Origin of the sequence: Telluria sp. B2, assembly GCF_051789535.1 — a bacterium.
Lineage (GTDB): Bacteria > Pseudomonadota > Gammaproteobacteria > Burkholderiales > Burkholderiaceae_D > Telluria.
The window spans coordinates 2,093,177-2,107,758 of record NZ_CP196525.1 but is presented as its reverse complement, the minus strand read 5'-3'; the positions used below and the strand labels follow the sequence as shown (position 1 = coordinate 2,107,758).

Annotated in this window: 17 protein-coding genes; 2 read left to right on the top strand and 15 right to left on the bottom strand. The window is 64.2% G+C overall.

Annotated elements, in window-relative coordinates; all coding sequences use genetic code 11:
• Window positions 1–37: 37 nt before the first annotated feature.
• The 15 genes from ACSUZJ_RS09460 to flhD all read right to left on the bottom strand — a co-directional run bounded on the left by ACSUZJ_RS09460 (window position 38) and on the right by flhD (window position 12,629).
• On the bottom strand, window positions 38–1,243 hold the full coding sequence (locus ACSUZJ_RS09460; RefSeq protein ID WP_499415482.1) for an EAL and HDOD domain-containing protein: 1,206 nt from the start codon (window positions 1,241–1,243) through the stop codon (window positions 38–40).
• 96 nt (window positions 1,244–1,339) lie between these two features.
• On the bottom strand, window positions 1,340–1,978 hold the full coding sequence (gene cheZ, locus ACSUZJ_RS09455; RefSeq protein WP_499415480.1) for a protein phosphatase CheZ: 639 nt from the start codon (window positions 1,976–1,978) through the stop codon (window positions 1,340–1,342).
• Window position 1,979: 1 nt separating this feature from the next.
• Entirely contained in the window at window positions 1,980–2,372 is a 393-nt protein-coding gene (cheY, locus tag ACSUZJ_RS09450; RefSeq protein ID WP_499415478.1) for a chemotaxis response regulator CheY, read from the bottom strand.
• 123 nt (window positions 2,373–2,495) lie between these two features.
• The gene (locus ACSUZJ_RS09445; protein ID WP_499415476.1) at window positions 2,496–3,560 is read right to left on the bottom strand and encodes a protein-glutamate methylesterase/protein-glutamine glutaminase; all 1,065 of its coding nucleotides are present in this window, start codon (window positions 3,558–3,560) and stop codon (window positions 2,496–2,498) included.
• A gap of 17 nt (window positions 3,561–3,577) precedes the next feature.
• A complete protein-coding gene (gene cheD, locus ACSUZJ_RS09440) occupies window positions 3,578–4,180 on the bottom strand; it encodes a chemoreceptor glutamine deamidase CheD (protein ID WP_499415474.1) in 603 nt (200 codons plus the stop codon).
• A gap of 23 nt (window positions 4,181–4,203) precedes the next feature.
• The gene (locus ACSUZJ_RS09435; RefSeq protein WP_499415472.1) at window positions 4,204–5,058 is read right to left on the bottom strand and encodes a CheR family methyltransferase; all 855 of its coding nucleotides are present in this window, start codon (window positions 5,056–5,058) and stop codon (window positions 4,204–4,206) included.
• A gap of 91 nt (window positions 5,059–5,149) precedes the next feature.
• A complete protein-coding gene (locus ACSUZJ_RS09430; protein ID WP_499415470.1) occupies window positions 5,150–5,641 on the bottom strand; it encodes a chemotaxis protein CheW in 492 nt (163 codons plus the stop codon).
• A gap of 16 nt (window positions 5,642–5,657) precedes the next feature.
• Window positions 5,658–7,808 (bottom strand): chemotaxis protein CheA, encoded by a 2,151-nt coding sequence (gene cheA, locus ACSUZJ_RS09425; protein ID WP_499415468.1) that lies wholly within the window; start codon window positions 7,806–7,808, stop codon window positions 5,658–5,660.
• A 34-nt stretch (window positions 7,809–7,842) separates the two neighbouring features.
• Complete coding sequence (locus tag ACSUZJ_RS09420) at window positions 7,843–8,208, bottom strand: response regulator (protein ID WP_499415466.1); 366 nt, start codon at window positions 8,206–8,208, stop codon at window positions 7,843–7,845.
• Window positions 8,209–8,273: 65 nt separating this feature from the next.
• On the bottom strand, window positions 8,274–8,822 hold the full coding sequence (locus tag ACSUZJ_RS09415) for a chemotaxis protein (RefSeq protein WP_499415464.1): 549 nt from the start codon (window positions 8,820–8,822) through the stop codon (window positions 8,274–8,276).
• A gap of 28 nt (window positions 8,823–8,850) precedes the next feature.
• Window positions 8,851–9,780: a flagellar motor protein MotB gene (gene motB / locus ACSUZJ_RS09410; protein WP_499415462.1), complete on the bottom strand. Its 930-nt coding sequence runs from the start codon at window positions 9,778–9,780 to the stop codon at window positions 8,851–8,853.
• A gap of 57 nt (window positions 9,781–9,837) precedes the next feature.
• Window positions 9,838–10,698: a flagellar motor stator protein MotA gene (motA, locus tag ACSUZJ_RS09405; protein ID WP_499415460.1), complete on the bottom strand. Its 861-nt coding sequence runs from the start codon at window positions 10,696–10,698 to the stop codon at window positions 9,838–9,840.
• A gap of 153 nt (window positions 10,699–10,851) precedes the next feature.
• Complete coding sequence (locus ACSUZJ_RS09400; protein WP_499415458.1) at window positions 10,852–11,637, bottom strand: class I SAM-dependent methyltransferase; 786 nt, start codon at window positions 11,635–11,637, stop codon at window positions 10,852–10,854.
• A 46-nt stretch (window positions 11,638–11,683) separates the two neighbouring features.
• Window positions 11,684–12,250, bottom strand: coding sequence for a flagellar transcriptional regulator FlhC (gene flhC, locus ACSUZJ_RS09395; protein ID WP_499415456.1), 567 nt, complete (start codon window positions 12,248–12,250; stop codon window positions 11,684–11,686).
• Between the two features lie 61 nt (window positions 12,251–12,311).
• Entirely contained in the window at window positions 12,312–12,629 is a 318-nt protein-coding gene (gene flhD / locus ACSUZJ_RS09390) for a flagellar transcriptional regulator FlhD (protein ID WP_047826184.1), read from the bottom strand.
• A gap of 389 nt (window positions 12,630–13,018) precedes the next feature.
• Between flhD and ACSUZJ_RS09385 the strand changes: the two genes are divergently transcribed.
• Both ACSUZJ_RS09385 and kynU read left to right on the top strand, forming a co-directional pair.
• Window positions 13,019–13,255 (top strand): hypothetical protein, encoded by a 237-nt coding sequence (locus tag ACSUZJ_RS09385; protein ID WP_499415453.1) that lies wholly within the window; start codon window positions 13,019–13,021, stop codon window positions 13,253–13,255.
• 66 nt (window positions 13,256–13,321) lie between these two features.
• Window positions 13,322–14,581: a kynureninase gene (gene kynU, locus ACSUZJ_RS09380; RefSeq protein WP_499415451.1), complete on the top strand. Its 1,260-nt coding sequence runs from the start codon at window positions 13,322–13,324 to the stop codon at window positions 14,579–14,581.
• Window position 14,582 lies beyond the last annotated feature (1 nt).

Below are 14,582 nucleotides of genomic sequence, written 5' to 3'. Positions count from 1 at the left end.
CACAGGTGTCCACCCTACAACACCAGGTCCCGATTGCTTACTGCGTCACTTCCTGCGCCCAAGCCAGCGCCGACAGGTGCGCCTTGTTGACTTCCAGCGGGCCAAGGCCCAGCGATGCAGCCAGCGAACCGACCAGGTTCGAGCTCAGCTCGCAGGCTTCAGCCAGCGCCAGGTAAGGCCCGTAGAGGCCATCGCGCGTGAGCAGGGCGCGCACGACTTCGGCCGGCAGAGGCACGGTGTCGAGCACTTCCCTCATCGGCAGGCCCAGCAGGCGGTCCAGCAGCGAGAACATGCCGGCGACGAACAGGTTCTCGCCCTCCCCCTTCGCCAGCGAGGTCAGGCCGAGCAGCTCGGTCAGGCGACCGCGCACCACGGCCGTCTCCATCAGCACCGGCGAGTAGCCGCTGGTGCTGGCGCTTGCAAGCAGCAGGGTCAGCCAGCGGTAGAGCGGCGCATAGCCCATCAAGGCGATCGCCTGGCGGATCGACTGCACCTCGCGCCCGGCGCCGAAGCCGGCCGAGTTGATGTTGCGCAGCAGCTTGTAGGTGAGCGCCGGATCGCGCCTGAGCACGCCTTCGAGCCTGGGAATGTCCTCGTTGTTCTGCACCATCTGCATCAGCTGCAAGATAATGGTCTGGGCCGGATTCAGCCCTTTGACCGGGTTGCCCGGACGCGGCGTCAGGTGCAGCTTGCCGACGAAGGCTTCCAGGCCGAGCGCAGCGCAGGCGTCGTAGTCGATCCAGTTGCTCACCGGCCGGCCGATCACGCGCAGCGAGGACTGCCTGGCCGCGGCGTAGGTGCGCGCCTGCTCGGCCACGTTGATGCCGGCAAAGCGCATTTCGACGTGCGAGGCATAAGGCGCCAGCGCCCTGGCGATGTGGCCGACGTCCAGGCCGCGCAGCGAGATGCCGACGCCGCCGGCGCGCACTGCCTGTACCGCGGCGCGGGTGTCCGGGTCCATCAGGTGGCGCGCCTGCAGGCTCAGGACGGTGCGCTCGGGCGGCAGCGCGAACAGCGCGTCGGTCGACAGCATTGCGGGCACGGCGTCGAGGAAGAGAACCTTGTCGCGCAGCAGCCAGCCGTGTTCTTCATGCTGGACGTGTTCGGTGACGAAACCGACCAGTTCTTCGAGGTCGGCGTCGACGACAGGCTGGCCACCCTGCTGCCAGAGCAGCTCGTAGCCGATGACGCGCTGCGCGGGGTCGAGCAGCGGTTCGCGAACGATATAGTTTTTGTGGTGCATGGCAAGGACGCGGGGTAGAACAGACGGCGTGCGGGCGAGCGCCGACGCGGCGCCGACCTGGGTTGAACGCGTGGGCGGAGCATCCGCCCACCCTCGTTAAAACCCCAGGCTGTCGAGCAGGTCGTCGACCTGGCCCTGGTTGGCCACGACGTCGGTATTGCCCTCGGGCTTGATCTGCGGCCCGTTCAGCAGGCCGTTGTCCAGCTCGCGCCTGATTTCGCTCGGCGCGAAGTCGATCAGCACCTGCACCAGCTGCTTTTCCAGGTCTTGCGCGATCGAGGTGATCTTGCCGATCACCTGGCCGGTCAGGTCCTGGAAGTCCTGGGCCATCATGATGTCCATCAGCTGGCTGCGGGTATCGACCGCGGCGCGCTCGGATTCGGCGAGCGCGGCGATGGTGCGCTCGGCCAGGGCGCGCCAGTCGGCTGCGCCATCGGTCTTACTGTCGAGCAGCGCCTGCCACTGGCCGCGCAACTCGGCGCTGCGCGCTTCGATGCCGTCCTGCAGCGGACTGGCCGCGTCGGTGGCGTCGAGCACGCGCTTGGCGGACTGCTCCGACAGGCGCGCCACGTAATCGAGGCGGTCGCGCGCATCGGGGATGTCGCTGGCGGCCTTCTCGATCAGCTTGTCCAGACCCAGGCCGCGCAGGCTGTCGTGCAGCGCGCGCGTCATGTGGCCGATCCGGCTCAGTACCTCGTCCGGCGATGCTGCCGCGTCCAGCGTCTGCTCTGACATGTCAGGCCTTTTCCATCTTCTCGAAGATCTTGTTCAGCTTTTCGTCGAGCGTGGCGGCCGTGAACGGCTTGACCACGTAGCCGCTGGCGCCCGCCTGGGCTGCGGCGATGATGTTTTCCTTCTTCGCTTCCGCGGTCACCATCAGCACCGGCAGCTTGGCCAGCGCGGGATCGGCACGGATGTGCTGCAGCATGGTCAGCCCGTCCATGTTGGGCATGTTCCAGTCCGAGACGACGAAGTCGAACTGCTCGCTGCGCAGCTTGGTCAGCGCCATGACGCCGTCTTCCGCTTCGTCGACGTTGGCGTAACCCAGTTCTTTCAACAAGTTCCGGACAATGCGTCGCATCGTCGAGAAATCGTCAACAACCAGGAAACGCATCTTTGGATCAGCCATGAATTACTCCGTTGATTCTTTTACTATGGTTAGTGTGGCTTGAGACGCTGCAACAAGCAGCCTCAAGGATAGCATTTTTGTTGCCGTACGGCGATAAACCAGCGCAAAACCGGGCGATCCGGATCAAACCCGCAACGCTCTTCCGCCCTGGGCCGCCAGGTGGCCCAGCACCAGTCCCGGCAAGGCGTTCAGGGGCGCCACGTCGTGGGCGGCGCCGACCGCGATCGCTTCGCGCGGCATGCCGAACACGACGCACGAGGCCTCATCCTGGGCGAAATTGTGGGCGCCGGCGTTTTTCATTTCAAGCATACCAGCAGCGCCGTCCTTGCCCATGCCCGTCAGGATCACGCCGACCGCGTTCTTGCCGGCCGCCACGGCCGCCGAGCGGAACAGCACATCGACCGAAGGACGATGGCGGTTCACCGGATCGGTCTGCTCGATCTTCGTCATGTAGTTGGCGCCCGAGCGCGTGAGCAGCAGGTGCGAGTGGCCCGGCGCGATGTAGGCGTGGCCCGGCAGGATACGCTCGTTGCCGACGGCCTCCGAGACGCTGATCCGGCACAGGGAATCGAGGCGCCGCGCGAACGAGCTGGTAAAGCCTTCCGGCATGTGCTGGGCAATCAGGATGCCGGGGCAGTCCGACGGCATCTGCATCAGGAATTCGCGGATCGCTTCGGTGCCGCCGGTCGAGGCGCCGATGATGATCAGCTTTTCCGAGGAAATCAAGGGGCTGCGCAGGGCCTGCAGCGCGGCCGTCGGCGCGTTCTGGTGCACGGTGCGTGCCCTGACGCGGGCGCGCGCGGCGGCGCGGATCTTGTCGGTGATCAGCTCGGTGTACTCGCGCATCCCGGTCTGGATCGAGATCTTCGGCTTGGTGACGAAGTCGACCGCGCCCAGCTCCAGCGCGCGCATCGTGATCTCCGAGCCGCGCTCGGTCAGCGAGGACACCATCAGCACCGGCATCGGGCGCAGGCGCATCAGCTTTTCGAGGAAGTCCAGGCCGTCCATTTTCGGCATCTCGACGTCGAGCGTGAGCACGTCGGGATTGTGTTTCTTGATCAGCTCGCGCGCCACCAGGGGATCGGGCGCGGTCGCCACGACTTCCATGTCGGCCTGTGAATTGACGATCTCGCTCATCACACTGCGGATCAGGGCCGAGTCGTCGACGATCAGTACCTTGGTTTTCATCGTCCTTCCTTTCGGGGTCAGAACAGGTCGATCTCGCCGCCCACGGGCTCGACCTTGAGACGCTTGGCGTAGTCGAGCTCGCGCTTGGCCAGCGTATCATTCTGGGTTTGCATCAGTTTCTTCACCAACACCTTGCCCGTGCGCGGGAAGAAATACACCTTGCGCGGGTAGATGTCGTTCAGGTCCTCGGCCAGCACCGGAATCCGTTCGGTTCTCAGGAATTGGGTCACGAAGGCGGCATTGCGTTCGCCCACGTTCATGGCGGTAAAGCCACGCAGCACGGCCCCGCCGCCGAACACCTTCGCCTCCAGGTTCTCGCGCCGGGCGCCGGCCTTGAGCAGGTCGTTGATCAGGACCTCCATCGCATACGTGCCGTAGCGCATCGAGGCCGACACCGGGCTGCCGGCGTCGCCGCCGCCGTCCGGCAGCATGAAGTGGTTCATGCCGCCCAGGCCGGTGATGCGGTCGCGGATGCAGGCCGAGACGCAGGAACCGAGCACGGTCACGATCAGCATGTTCTTGCCGGTGTAGTAGTACTCGCCCGGCAGGATCTTGGCGGCATCGACGTCGAAGGTACGGTCGTAATAGACGTTGGTCGCGAAGTGGCTATTCGAATGCATGGTGGTTTCCGGTTCGCGCGTACTCAGGAGCGCCTGTCATTGAGTTCATACACCGTCTTTCCGCGCAGGCGCAGCGATTCGGAAACATAGAGGAAATTCTCGGAGTGGCCGGCGAACAGCAGCGCATGCGGCTTCATCATCGGCACGAAACGGGCCAGGATCTTGCGCTGGGTGTTCTTGTCAAAATAAATCATGACGTTGCGGCAGAAAATCGCATCGAACTGCCCGCTGACCGGCCAGCTGTCGGAGAGCAGGTTGAGCTGGCGGAAGGTCACGAGCTGGCGCAGCTCCGGACGCACCCGCACCATGCCTTCGTGGCGGCCCTTGCCTCGCAAGAAGAAGCGCTTGAGGCGTTCCTGGGACATCTTCTCGACCCGCTCCACGCCATACACACCCTCGCTGGCCGTGGCCAGCACATTGGTGTCGATGTCGGTGGCGACGATCCGCACGTTCGGCGTGAGCGTATCGAACGCTTCGCACACCGTCATCGCGATCGAGTACGGCTCCTCGCCGGTCGAACTGGCCGAGCACCAGATGGTGAGCGGCTCGCCGGCACGCGCGCGCAGGCGCAGCACGTGCTCGGCCAGCAGCGGGAAATGATGCGCTTCGCGGAAGAACGAAGTCAGGTTGGTGGTCAGCGCATTGGTGAAGGCTTCCCACTCCTGCTCCATGCGGCCCGCTTCCAGGCCGTCGAGATAGGTCGCGAAGGACTGGATGCCGGTCGCGCGCAGGCGCCGCGCCAGGCGGCTGTAGACCATTTCCTGCTTGCTGTCGGCCAGCGAAATGCCGGCCTGGCGGTAGATCAGGGCGCGCACCCGCTCGAAGTCGGCGCGCGTGAAGTCGAATTCCTTGACCGTGTCGGATTTTTGTAGCGGCACTTTGCCTTACCTTGTGTTCGTTGCGAGACTAGCCCGCGATTGCTTCTGCTCGGTGCCGTTCCCTGGAGCGCCTGACGCTCCTGACTTCCATTCAGGCAGCCAGCTTGTCGACCAGGCCCATCTCGGCCGACGACATCAGGCGGTCGATGTCGACCAGGATCAGCATGCGCTCGTCCACGGTGCCCAGGCCGATCAGGTAGTCGGTGCTGAAGGCGGTGCCCATGTCGGGGGCCGGCTTGATCTGGTCCGGGGTCAGGGTGGTGACGTCGGAGACGCTGTCGACCACCATGCCCATCACGCGGCCGCCGATGTTCAGGATGATCACGACGGTGAACTGGTCATAAGTCGGGGTGCCGAGATTGAACTTGATGCGCATGTCGACCACCGGAATGATGATGCCGCGCAGGTTGATCACGCCCTTGATGAACTCCGGTGCGTTGGCGATGCGGGTCACGGCTTCGTAGCCGCGGATTTCCTGCACTTTCAGGATATCGATCCCGTATTCTTCCGAGCCCAGGGTGAAGGCCAGGTATTCGAGACCGGCGTCGGTGCCCTGCGCCTGGGTATTTGGGGTAATGGACATGGGTTTTCCTTTGTTTTTAATTCAGTGTTAGGGCCAGCGTCTCGTCGGCCATCTGGCGCGAGGAACGCACCAGCGCGGCCACGTCGAGGATCAGCGACACGCCGCCGTCGCCCAGGATGGTCGCGCCCGAGATGCCGGACACCTTGCGGTAGTTCGCCTCGAGGTTCTTCACGACCACGTGCTGCTGGCCGACCAGGTCGTCGATCAGGAGCGCGGCGCGCCTGCCTTCCGATTCCAGGATGACCACGATGCCCTCGGCCGGATCGGTCGAGCGCGGCGCGATGTCGAACACGCTGTACAGCGCAATCAACGGCAGGTACTCGCCACGGACCTTGAGCACCTGGCCGCGGCCGGCGATGTCGCGGATGTCCTCGCGGCGCGGCTGCAGCGACTCGACGACGAAGCCCAATGGAAGGATATAGATTTCCTGGCCGCAACGGATTGTCATGCCATCCAAAATCGCCAAAGTCAGGGGCAAGGAGATCGAAATCGTGGTGCCAAAACCACGCGCGGAGCGAATATCGACCGAACCGCCCATGGCCATGATGTTACGTTTGACAACATCCATGCCCACGCCGCGGCCCGACACGTCGGTCACGATCTCGGCGGTGGAAAAGCCCGGCGCGAAGATCAGCTGCCAGACCTCGGCGTCGCTCATGTTGTCGGACACGGCCAGGCCGTTCTGTGCGGCCTTCGCCAGGATCTTCTCGCGGTTCAGGCCGGCGCCATCGTCGGCTACTTCGATGACGATGTTGCCGCCCTGGTGACCGGCCGACAGGAACAGGCGTCCCGCTTCGGACTTGCCGGCGGCAGCGCGCGCCTCGGGCATCTCGATGCCGTGGTCGATGCTGTTCCTCACCAAGTGGGTCAGCGGATCGACGATCCGTTCGATCAGGCCCTTGTCCAGCTCGGTCGCGGCGCCGTGGGTAATGAAGTCGACCTTCTTGCCGAGCTTGCCGGCCAGGTCGCGCACCATGCGCGGGAAGCGCGAGAACACGAAGTCCATCGGCATCATGCGGATCGACATCACGGCTTCCTGCAGCTCGCGGGTATTGCGCGTAAGCTGGGACACCGAGGACAGCAGGCGCTCGTGCAGCATCGGGTCGAGCCCGCTGGAGCGCTGCTCGATCATGGCCTGGGTAATGACCAGCTCGCCGATCAGGTTGATCAGCTGGTCGACCTTCTCGACCGAGACCCGGATCGAGGAAGACTCGGCGCCCTTCTCGTCCTTCTTGACGGCCTTCTTTTCCTCGTGGTGTTCGACTGCCGCAACCACAGCCGCCTTCGGCGCCGGCGCCTCGGCGCCCGCCATCGCGCGGATCTGCTCGATCGGCTGGAAGAAGCCGTAGCCGCGCTCGTCGTCCGACAGCTCGTCGACGGCCGCGGGCGCTTCGTCGGCCGGATCGAAGAAGCCGTAGCCCTGCTCGTTCTCGATGCGGGCGCGCTCGAGCGCCTCGAGCGCCCGCTGTTCGGGGGTGAGCGGCGGCGCCTCGAAGATCTTCAGGTCGTTCGGGTCGAGGACGAACGAGCAGATGGCGATGATGTCGTCCAGGTTCTCGTGGGTGGTGATGATCAGCGCGTTGCGGCCGCCTTCGAGCGGCGTGACCGAGACCCGGCCCATCAGGCCGAGTTCGTCCACCAGCGCATTGATGTCGCGCTGGGCCACGCTGGGCAGCTCGATCTTGTAGCGGTGCGCGCCCTCGCCGGTTTCGGCCTTGGGTTCGGACAGCAGGAACGAAGGCGCCAGGGATGGGGCAAGTGCGGAGGCGGCCGGCACCAGGCCCTCGGACAGGTCGTGCAGCACCATGCGCACGTTGGCGACCGTGTCCTGGTCGACCTCGGCGCCGTTGCGGTGGCCGTCGAGCTGCATCTTGAGCGTGTCCTTGGCGGCCAGGAAGGCATCCACGTGCTGCGAGGTGAGCGCCATCTCGCCCTTGCGGATCCGGTCCAGCAGGGATTCCAGCACGTGGGTGACCTCGCTCATGTCCGTGATGCCGAAGGTCGAGGCGCCGCCCTTGACCGAGTGGGCGGTGCGGAAGATCGCGTTCAGGTCCTCGGCGTCGGGCGCGGCCACGTCGACGGCCAGCAGCAGCCGCTCCATTTCGGCAAGCAGCTCTTCGGCCTCGTCGAAAAAGACCTGGTAAAACTGGCTGATGTCGATCGTCATGACAGGTTCCGGTGCGGTGACGGATGCATCCGCATCAGCCGATCACTTTTTTGACGACCTCGATCAGGCGCTGCGGGTCGAACGGCTTGACCAGCCAGCCGTTGGCGCCGGCCGCACGGCCCTTCGATTTCATTTCGTCCGAGGACTCGGTGGTCAGCATCAGGATCGGCACCTTCTGGTACTCGGGCAGGCCGCGCAACTGCTTGATCAGCGCCAGGCCGTCCATGCGCGGCATGTTCTGGTCGGTCAGGACCAGGTCGACCACCTGCTGGCGCGCCTTGTCCAGGCCGTCCTGGCCGTCGACCGCTTCCACCACCTGGTAACCGGCCGCCTTCAGGCTGAACGCCACCATCTGGCGCAGCGAGCTCGAATCGTCGACCGCGAGAATTGTTTTAGCCATGTTTTGCTCCTGCTGTTTTCTGTGCCCCGTTTCCTGCCGGGATGGTTGTTGTGGTGGGCGAACCGTCAGAACAGTTCGATGTCCCCGCTTTCGAGATGCCTTTGCTCGACCGCCTTGCGTAGCACGCTGCGCAGTTCGAGCGACTGGATGGCCAGCGCCATGCTGACCTTGCCCAGGCGCTCGACGATTTCCTCATTGCCGGTTTCCGCCGCGATGCTTGAACCATGCTCGCCCAGTGTGCCGAGGAATTCGCGCAGGCCGGTGACGCGCTTGAGGGTGCGGTCGATCAGCTGGCTGGTCATGTCCTGGAACTGCATGCTGGTGATCGCCGTGTTCACGTGGCCGCCGATCTCGCCGCTCATCGTCGCCAGCGCGGCGCTGTCCTCTGGCGTCGGCGCGCTGCCCGCGAGCAGGCGGTCGATCGCTTCCTGGCGTGCGCCGACCGCGCTGTGGATGGCCATGAAGCTGCTGGTCAGCTTCTCGATCGCCTCCTCCAGCAGCAGCTCGGTCTGCAGCAGGTCGGTCTCGACCTCGCTGAGGTGGCGTTGCCCGTGCGCGGAGACGCCGGAAAGCAGGCGCTTCACGTGCGAGCCCAAAATCTTTTTTCTTGTCATTATTGTCCTCCTGTCCTGACACGGCAGGTCATTGCGTGGCCGCGGCGACGGCTTTCGCCGCCGCCTCGCCGTCCTGGGCCGGCACGTCGAGTGTGGCGGCGTCGCGCATGACGGCGTCCTCGGTGCGCTTGTTCATCACGATGATGCTGATGCGGCGGTTGATCGGGTTGAACGGGTCGGCGCGGTCGAGCGGCGCCGCCGCGGCCAGGCCGACCACGCGCAGGATCTTCTCGTCGGCCAGGCCGCCCACGACCATCGCGCGGCGCGAGGCGTTGGCGCGGTCCGCCGAGAGTTCCCAGTTGCTGTAGCCGGCATCGCTGTAATACGGGGTCGAGTCGGTGTGCCCGGACAGGCCGATCCGGTTCGGCACGTCGTTCAGGACCATGCCCAGCACTTCCAGGATGTCGCGCGTATAGGGTTGCAGCTGGGCCTTGGCGAGCGCGAACATCGGGCGGTTCTGCTCGTCCACGATCTGGATGCGCAAGCCTTCGCTGGTGATGTCGAGCAGCAGCTGGTTCTTGTATTTCTTCAGGGTCGGATTCGCCTCGATGATGGATTCGATCTTCGTCTTGAGCGTGCGCAGGCGTTCGCCTTCGGCGCGTTCGAGCGCGGCCTTGGCGGCGTTCAGGTCGTAGGTCTTGTTCTCGGGCGGCGTGTCGCCCTTCTTGACCTGGCCGCTGCGGCGGGTCAGGTCGGTCCCGCCGCCCTTGATCACCGAGGAGCTGTCGCCCGAACCCGAGCCGCCGGACATCGCCACCTTGAGCGGGGTCTTGAAGAAGTCCGAGATGCCCTCGAGGTCGCCCTTGGCGGTCGAGCCAAGCAGCCACATCAGCAGGAAGAAGGCCATCATCGCCGTCACGAAGTCGGCGTAGGCGATCTTCCAGGCGCCGCCATGATGCCCGCCAGCGGTCTTCTTGATCCGCTTGACGATGATCGGGCGCATTCCTTCGTCAGCCATGGGTGTTCGCGTGGGTCAGGTTGGTGGTGAGAACGGAGCGCAGCGTCCTGTTTGCGCTTACTTGCCCTTGGCCTTCTTGATGTGCTCTTCCAGCTCGGCGAAGCTCGGGCGCTCGGTCGAGTACAGCACCTTGCGGCCGAATTCGACCGCCAGCGCCGGCGCATAGCCGTTCAGGCTGGCCAGCAGCGTGACCTTCACGCACTGGAACATCTTGCTCGACTCTTCCAGCTTCTGTTCGAGCACGCTCGCGAGCGGGCCGACGAAGCCGTAGGCCAGCAGGATACCGAGGAAGGTGCCGACCAGCGCCTTCGCGATCAGGATGCCGAGCTCCGCCGGCGGGATGCCCACCGATTCCATGGTGTGCACCACGCCCATCACCGCCGCCACGATACCGAAGGCCGGCAGGCCATCGCCGAGCTTGGCGATCACGTGGGCCGGCACCGCGCCTTCGTGGTGATGGGTCTCGATCTCGTTGTCCATCAGGTTCTCGATCTGGAAGGCGTCCATGTTGCCCGAGACCATGAGGCGCAGGTAGTCGGCCATGAATTCGACGATGTGGTGGTCGGCCAGCACCAGCGGGTACTTGGAAAACAGCGGGCTCGCCTCGGGCGCCTCGATATCGCCCTCGATCGACATCAGGCCTTCCTTGCGCACCTTGGACAGCACGTCGAAGAGCAGCGACATTAGTTCCATGTACATTTCTTTGGTGTACGCGGAACCCTTGAATACCGTCGGCAAGGCCTTCATCGTGGCCTTGATCGCCTTGCTGTTGTTACCGACAAAGAAGGCGCCCAGCGCGGCGCCGCCGATCATCAGCAGTTCCAGCGGCTGGAACAGCGCGGCCATGTGCCCGCCGCTCATGACGAAGCCGCCGAACACCGAGGCGCAGACGATGACGTAACCGATAATGACTAACAAGAGACTGCTCCACAGGAAAAGCCAGCGGGCCGGACGGTCCGGGGTTTTCCGAGATTTTGTATCTCAGAAAAAACATTTATGCAGGGAATTACAATAGCTGGAACAATAGCGGGAGAATGGCCTACGGGCAAGTAAAAGTGCCGGGGATGTCGCCTAAAAGTGCCATATGTAAAGAGTTCGTCCGGTCTCGGGTAGATAGACCGATAAGCCCGGTGTGCTTTCGTCAATGGCAAATTCATAACTCATCAGGACGCTACCTGGCCGCATCTCGCGCCGCGCCTTGCGCCACAGGGCCGTCATTGCCGCCGGCGACAGGTAGGCGAACACGGCGTCGTAGTCGGCAAAATCGAGCGACTCGTAGTCACCGCGAAGAAAGACCGCCCGGCTCCCCGTAAGCCGCGCGCGCAGCCAGCTGGCCAGCCAGGGCAGCGGCGCCAGCTCGATGCCGGTCGCCTGGACATCCGGGCGGCGCCGCGCCAGCTCCAGCACCAGGCCGCCCAGGCCGCTGCCGATGTCGATCACCGACAGCGCCCGGTCCTGGGGCAACTGGGCCGCGACAAGCTCCCAGGCCGCCCGGCCCGAAGGGTAATACGGCACCTGGGTGCGGAAGGTCGACCAGTACAGCACCAGCATGAAGAGGAAGACGGCCAGGAACAGCCAGGGTGGGACGGCGAGCTGGCTGGCGCCCAGCAGGGCCAGCGGAAACAGGAACTGGATCGCCAGCCACCAGCGCGCCAGCCGGCGCCAGCCGGTGAATAGCGCGGCGAACACGCCTTGCGCGAGGGCGGCGCTGAGATAGGACGGGTTGGCGCCGGCGCGCGCCAGCAGGAAGACAACGAGCAGGGTCGGCGCGAAAGCGGCGAGCTGGCACAGCAGCGCCTGCACGGCCGGCGCGCGCAGCAGGCGTCCCAGGCTCGGTCCCGGACCCGGGCTCACCATGCGCTCCCTGCCCCGATCCGGCTCATCGCGAAGGAAAGAAAGGAACTCAGGTGTCGGGCTGCGCGGCCGCCTGCTGGGCGGCGGCGGCATCCTTGGCTTTGCGCGTCTTGCCGGCGCGCGAAGGCATGTGGCACAGGCCGCAGAGGTAGTCGCTATTGAGGTCGAGTGCATCGACGACGAACTTGCCCTTGCATTTACCGCAGGGCGTCAGCCTGAGCATGCCGCTCTGGAAGAAACGCACCAGGGTCCAGGCGCGCGTGAGCGAGAGCAGCGGCTCTTCGCCGGGTGCGGCGGGCATTTGCTCGAGGTAGAGCTTATAGGCCTTCATCACGGCCTGGATGCCGGTGGCGCCGGCATTTTCCACCAGGAAGTTGTGGATGTTGATGAACAGCGAGGAGTGGATGTTCGGCTGCCAGGTCAGGAACCAGTCGGTGGAGAAAGGCAGCATGCCCTTCGGCGGCGAAACGCCACGCAGTTCCTTGTACAGCTTGATGAGGCGCTCGCGTGACAGCGACACCTCAGTCTCGAGCAGCTGGAGGCGCGCGCCCAGCTGAATCAACTCGATGGCAAGCTGGATTTCTTGCGCTTCAGATACGACGCTTTTTTTGCTCATCCTGCAACTCCTGCTTCAGTCCGGCTATCCTACACTATCGAACCAAAGCAGAGCTAAGCTTTTAGGCAATTTCTTCGGCAGGCTGGCCAGCCATCAGGATGGCGGCGTGCGACTGGGCCAGGGCGCGGTCCTTGCTGTGGCTGGTGAGCATCGACAGGATTGCGGTGTCATCAAAGCGGAAACGGGCCAGCATCATGTTGCCGCCGGCAAGCTTCAGGATCTGGGCGTTGCTCATGCCCTCGATCAGGTCGGCGATGTCGGCCGAGATGCCGAGGCGGAAAATCGCGGTGACCTTGTCGGCGCGGATCATCTGCTGCGCGAGCATCAGGTAGCTCAGGTTCGCGTCGCGGATTTCAGCCATCATGTCGTTTGCAGTCATTTCCCACTCTCCGTTGTTTGATCCCGGCATCCGTTGTTTGCCAGTGATTGTGTTGCCAGTGAGATAGATTCTGACTGTAGGGAAACATTTGGGAAATCGGACGAACACTGTATTTTGCGTCCGGCAAAGGCGAGATCATCCGTAGGAGTTTGTCTGACAAACCCTTGCGGATGGGAGATGCGCTCCTATGAAAAAGGAGGCTGGCGATGTGTCGCGAGGCTTGCCGTTTTTCGCTTCTGGCGAGCCCGGCAGGACGCTCATATGTTGGTTTACGTCAACGAAAAACAGAACTTTAGGGTTGTCGTGACATTTTTTCACCCCTGTTTCCTGCCCTTCTGCACCTTTAACGGCAGCGCTGCGGAGAACTTTAGGGTGTCTGAAAAATATTTTTGAAAATTTTTTCAGGCACCTTTGCTACCCTCTGTACGCTTTACGGCGCACTTGCCGGGAACTTTAGGGTTATTGGCAAAAAAATTTTGAAAAATTTGAAAAAAGTTTCGAGAGATCCGAAAGCCGGACAAAAAGATGACAAAGCGACATCCACCGATCGTCCCCGGCGCCGCTTTTCTTGCTACACTGCCGCCCCAACGGGCATCTGCCTATACAAGCAACCGGCAGGCGACTGAGGGGTTTCGCACGCAAACAGCCCAGGGCTCCGGAGCGCCCGCCCACCCGAACCGATCCATTCATCCATGAGCCAACTGACCATTACCCGCGCCGACTGCCTGGCGCGCGACGCGCAAGACCCGCTGGCCCCGCTGCGCGAGCGTTTCGACCTGCCCGCCGGCGTCATCTACCTCGACGGCAACTCCCTCGGCGCCCGCCCGCGCGCAGCCCTTGCACGCTCCCAGGAAGTGGTGGCGCGCGAATGGGGCCAGGACCTGATCAAGAGCTGGAACACGGCCGGCTGGTTCGACATGCCCAAGCGCCTGGGCAGCCGCCTGGCGCCGCTGATCGGCGCCGGCCAGGACGAAGTGGTCGTCACCGACACCACCTCGCTGAACCTGTTCAAGGCCCTGGCCGCCGCCGTGCACATCCAGTCCCAGGGCGCCGCCGCGCAGCGCCGCGTCATCGTCACCGAGCGCAGCAACTTCCCCACCGATATCTACATGGCAGAAGGACTGACCTCCTGGCTCGAGCGCGGCTACCGCGTGCGCCTGGTCGACTCCGTGGAAGAGCTGCCGGCGGCGATCGACGCCGACTGCGCCGTTGTCATGCTGACCCACGTGAACTACCGGACCGGCTACCAGCACGACATGGCGGCCCTCACGCGTCATGCGCACCAAAATGGTGCACTGATCGTTTGGGACCTGGCCCACTCGGCCGGCGCGGTGCCGCTCGACCTGCGCGGCGCCGAAGCCGACTTCGCCGTCGGCTGCACCTATAAATACCTGAACGGCGGTCCGGGTTCCCCTGCCTTCATCTGGGTGCCGCAGCGCCACCAGGCGCAGTTTGCCCACCCGCTGTCGGGCTGGTGGAGCCATGCCCGGCCCTTCGCGATGGCCCACGGCTTCGCCCCCTGCGACGGTATCGGCCGCGCCCTGTGCGGCACCCAGCCGGTGGTGTCGCTGGCAATGGTCGAATGCGGCCTGGAAGTATTCGAGGAAACGACGATGGACGCGATCCGCGCCAAGTCGCTGCAGCTGACCGATCTCTTCATCGAACTGGTGGAGTCGCGCTGCGCCGCCCACCCGCTGGGGCTGGTGACCCCGCGCGAGCATGCGCGCCGCGGCAGCCAGGTCAGCTTCACCCATCCCCAGGGCTATGCGGTGATGCAGGCCCTGATCGCGCGCGGCGTCATCGGCGACTACCGCGAACCGGAAATCATGCGCTTCGGTTTCACGCCGCTGTACACCAGCTTTGCCGACGTATGGGACGCCGTCGAGATCCTGAAGGACATCCTCGACCGCGAAGACTACGATGTGGCCGCAGAGCGCGGCGCCGTGACCTGAG

Bases quoted from the DNA above. Each gene is read 5' to 3' on its own strand.
- ACSUZJ_RS09460 (WP_499415482.1), bottom strand. From the start codon at position 1,243: ATGCACCACAAAAACTATATCGTTCGCGAACCGCTGCTCGACCCCGCG.
- cheZ (WP_499415480.1), bottom strand. From the start codon at position 1,978: ATGTCAGAGCAGACGCTGGACGCGGCAGCATCGCCGGACGAGGTACTG.
- cheY (WP_499415478.1), bottom strand. From the start codon at position 2,372: ATGGCTGATCCAAAGATGCGTTTCCTGGTTGTTGACGATTTCTCGACG.
- ACSUZJ_RS09445 (WP_499415476.1), bottom strand. From the start codon at position 3,560: ATGAAAACCAAGGTACTGATCGTCGACGACTCGGCCCTGATCCGCAGT.
- cheD (WP_499415474.1), bottom strand. From the start codon at position 4,180: ATGCATTCGAATAGCCACTTCGCGACCAACGTCTATTACGACCGTACC.
- ACSUZJ_RS09430 (WP_499415470.1), bottom strand. From the start codon at position 5,641: ATGTCCATTACCCCAAATACCCAGGCGCAGGGCACCGACGCCGGTCTC.
- cheA (WP_499415468.1), bottom strand. From the start codon at position 7,808: ATGACGATCGACATCAGCCAGTTTTACCAGGTCTTTTTCGACGAGGCC.
- ACSUZJ_RS09420 (WP_499415466.1), bottom strand. From the start codon at position 8,208: ATGGCTAAAACAATTCTCGCGGTCGACGATTCGAGCTCGCTGCGCCAG.
- ACSUZJ_RS09415 (WP_499415464.1), bottom strand. From the start codon at position 8,822: ATGACAAGAAAAAAGATTTTGGGCTCGCACGTGAAGCGCCTGCTTTCC.
- motB (WP_499415462.1), bottom strand. From the start codon at position 9,780: ATGGCTGACGAAGGAATGCGCCCGATCATCGTCAAGCGGATCAAGAAG.
- ACSUZJ_RS09400 (WP_499415458.1), bottom strand. From the start codon at position 11,637: ATGGTGAGCCCGGGTCCGGGACCGAGCCTGGGACGCCTGCTGCGCGCG.
- flhC (WP_499415456.1), bottom strand. From the start codon at position 12,250: ATGAGCAAAAAAAGCGTCGTATCTGAAGCGCAAGAAATCCAGCTTGCC.
- flhD (WP_047826184.1), bottom strand. From the start codon at position 12,629: ATGACTGCAAACGACATGATGGCTGAAATCCGCGACGCGAACCTGAGC.
- kynU (WP_499415451.1), top strand. From the start codon at position 13,322: ATGAGCCAACTGACCATTACCCGCGCCGACTGCCTGGCGCGCGACGCG.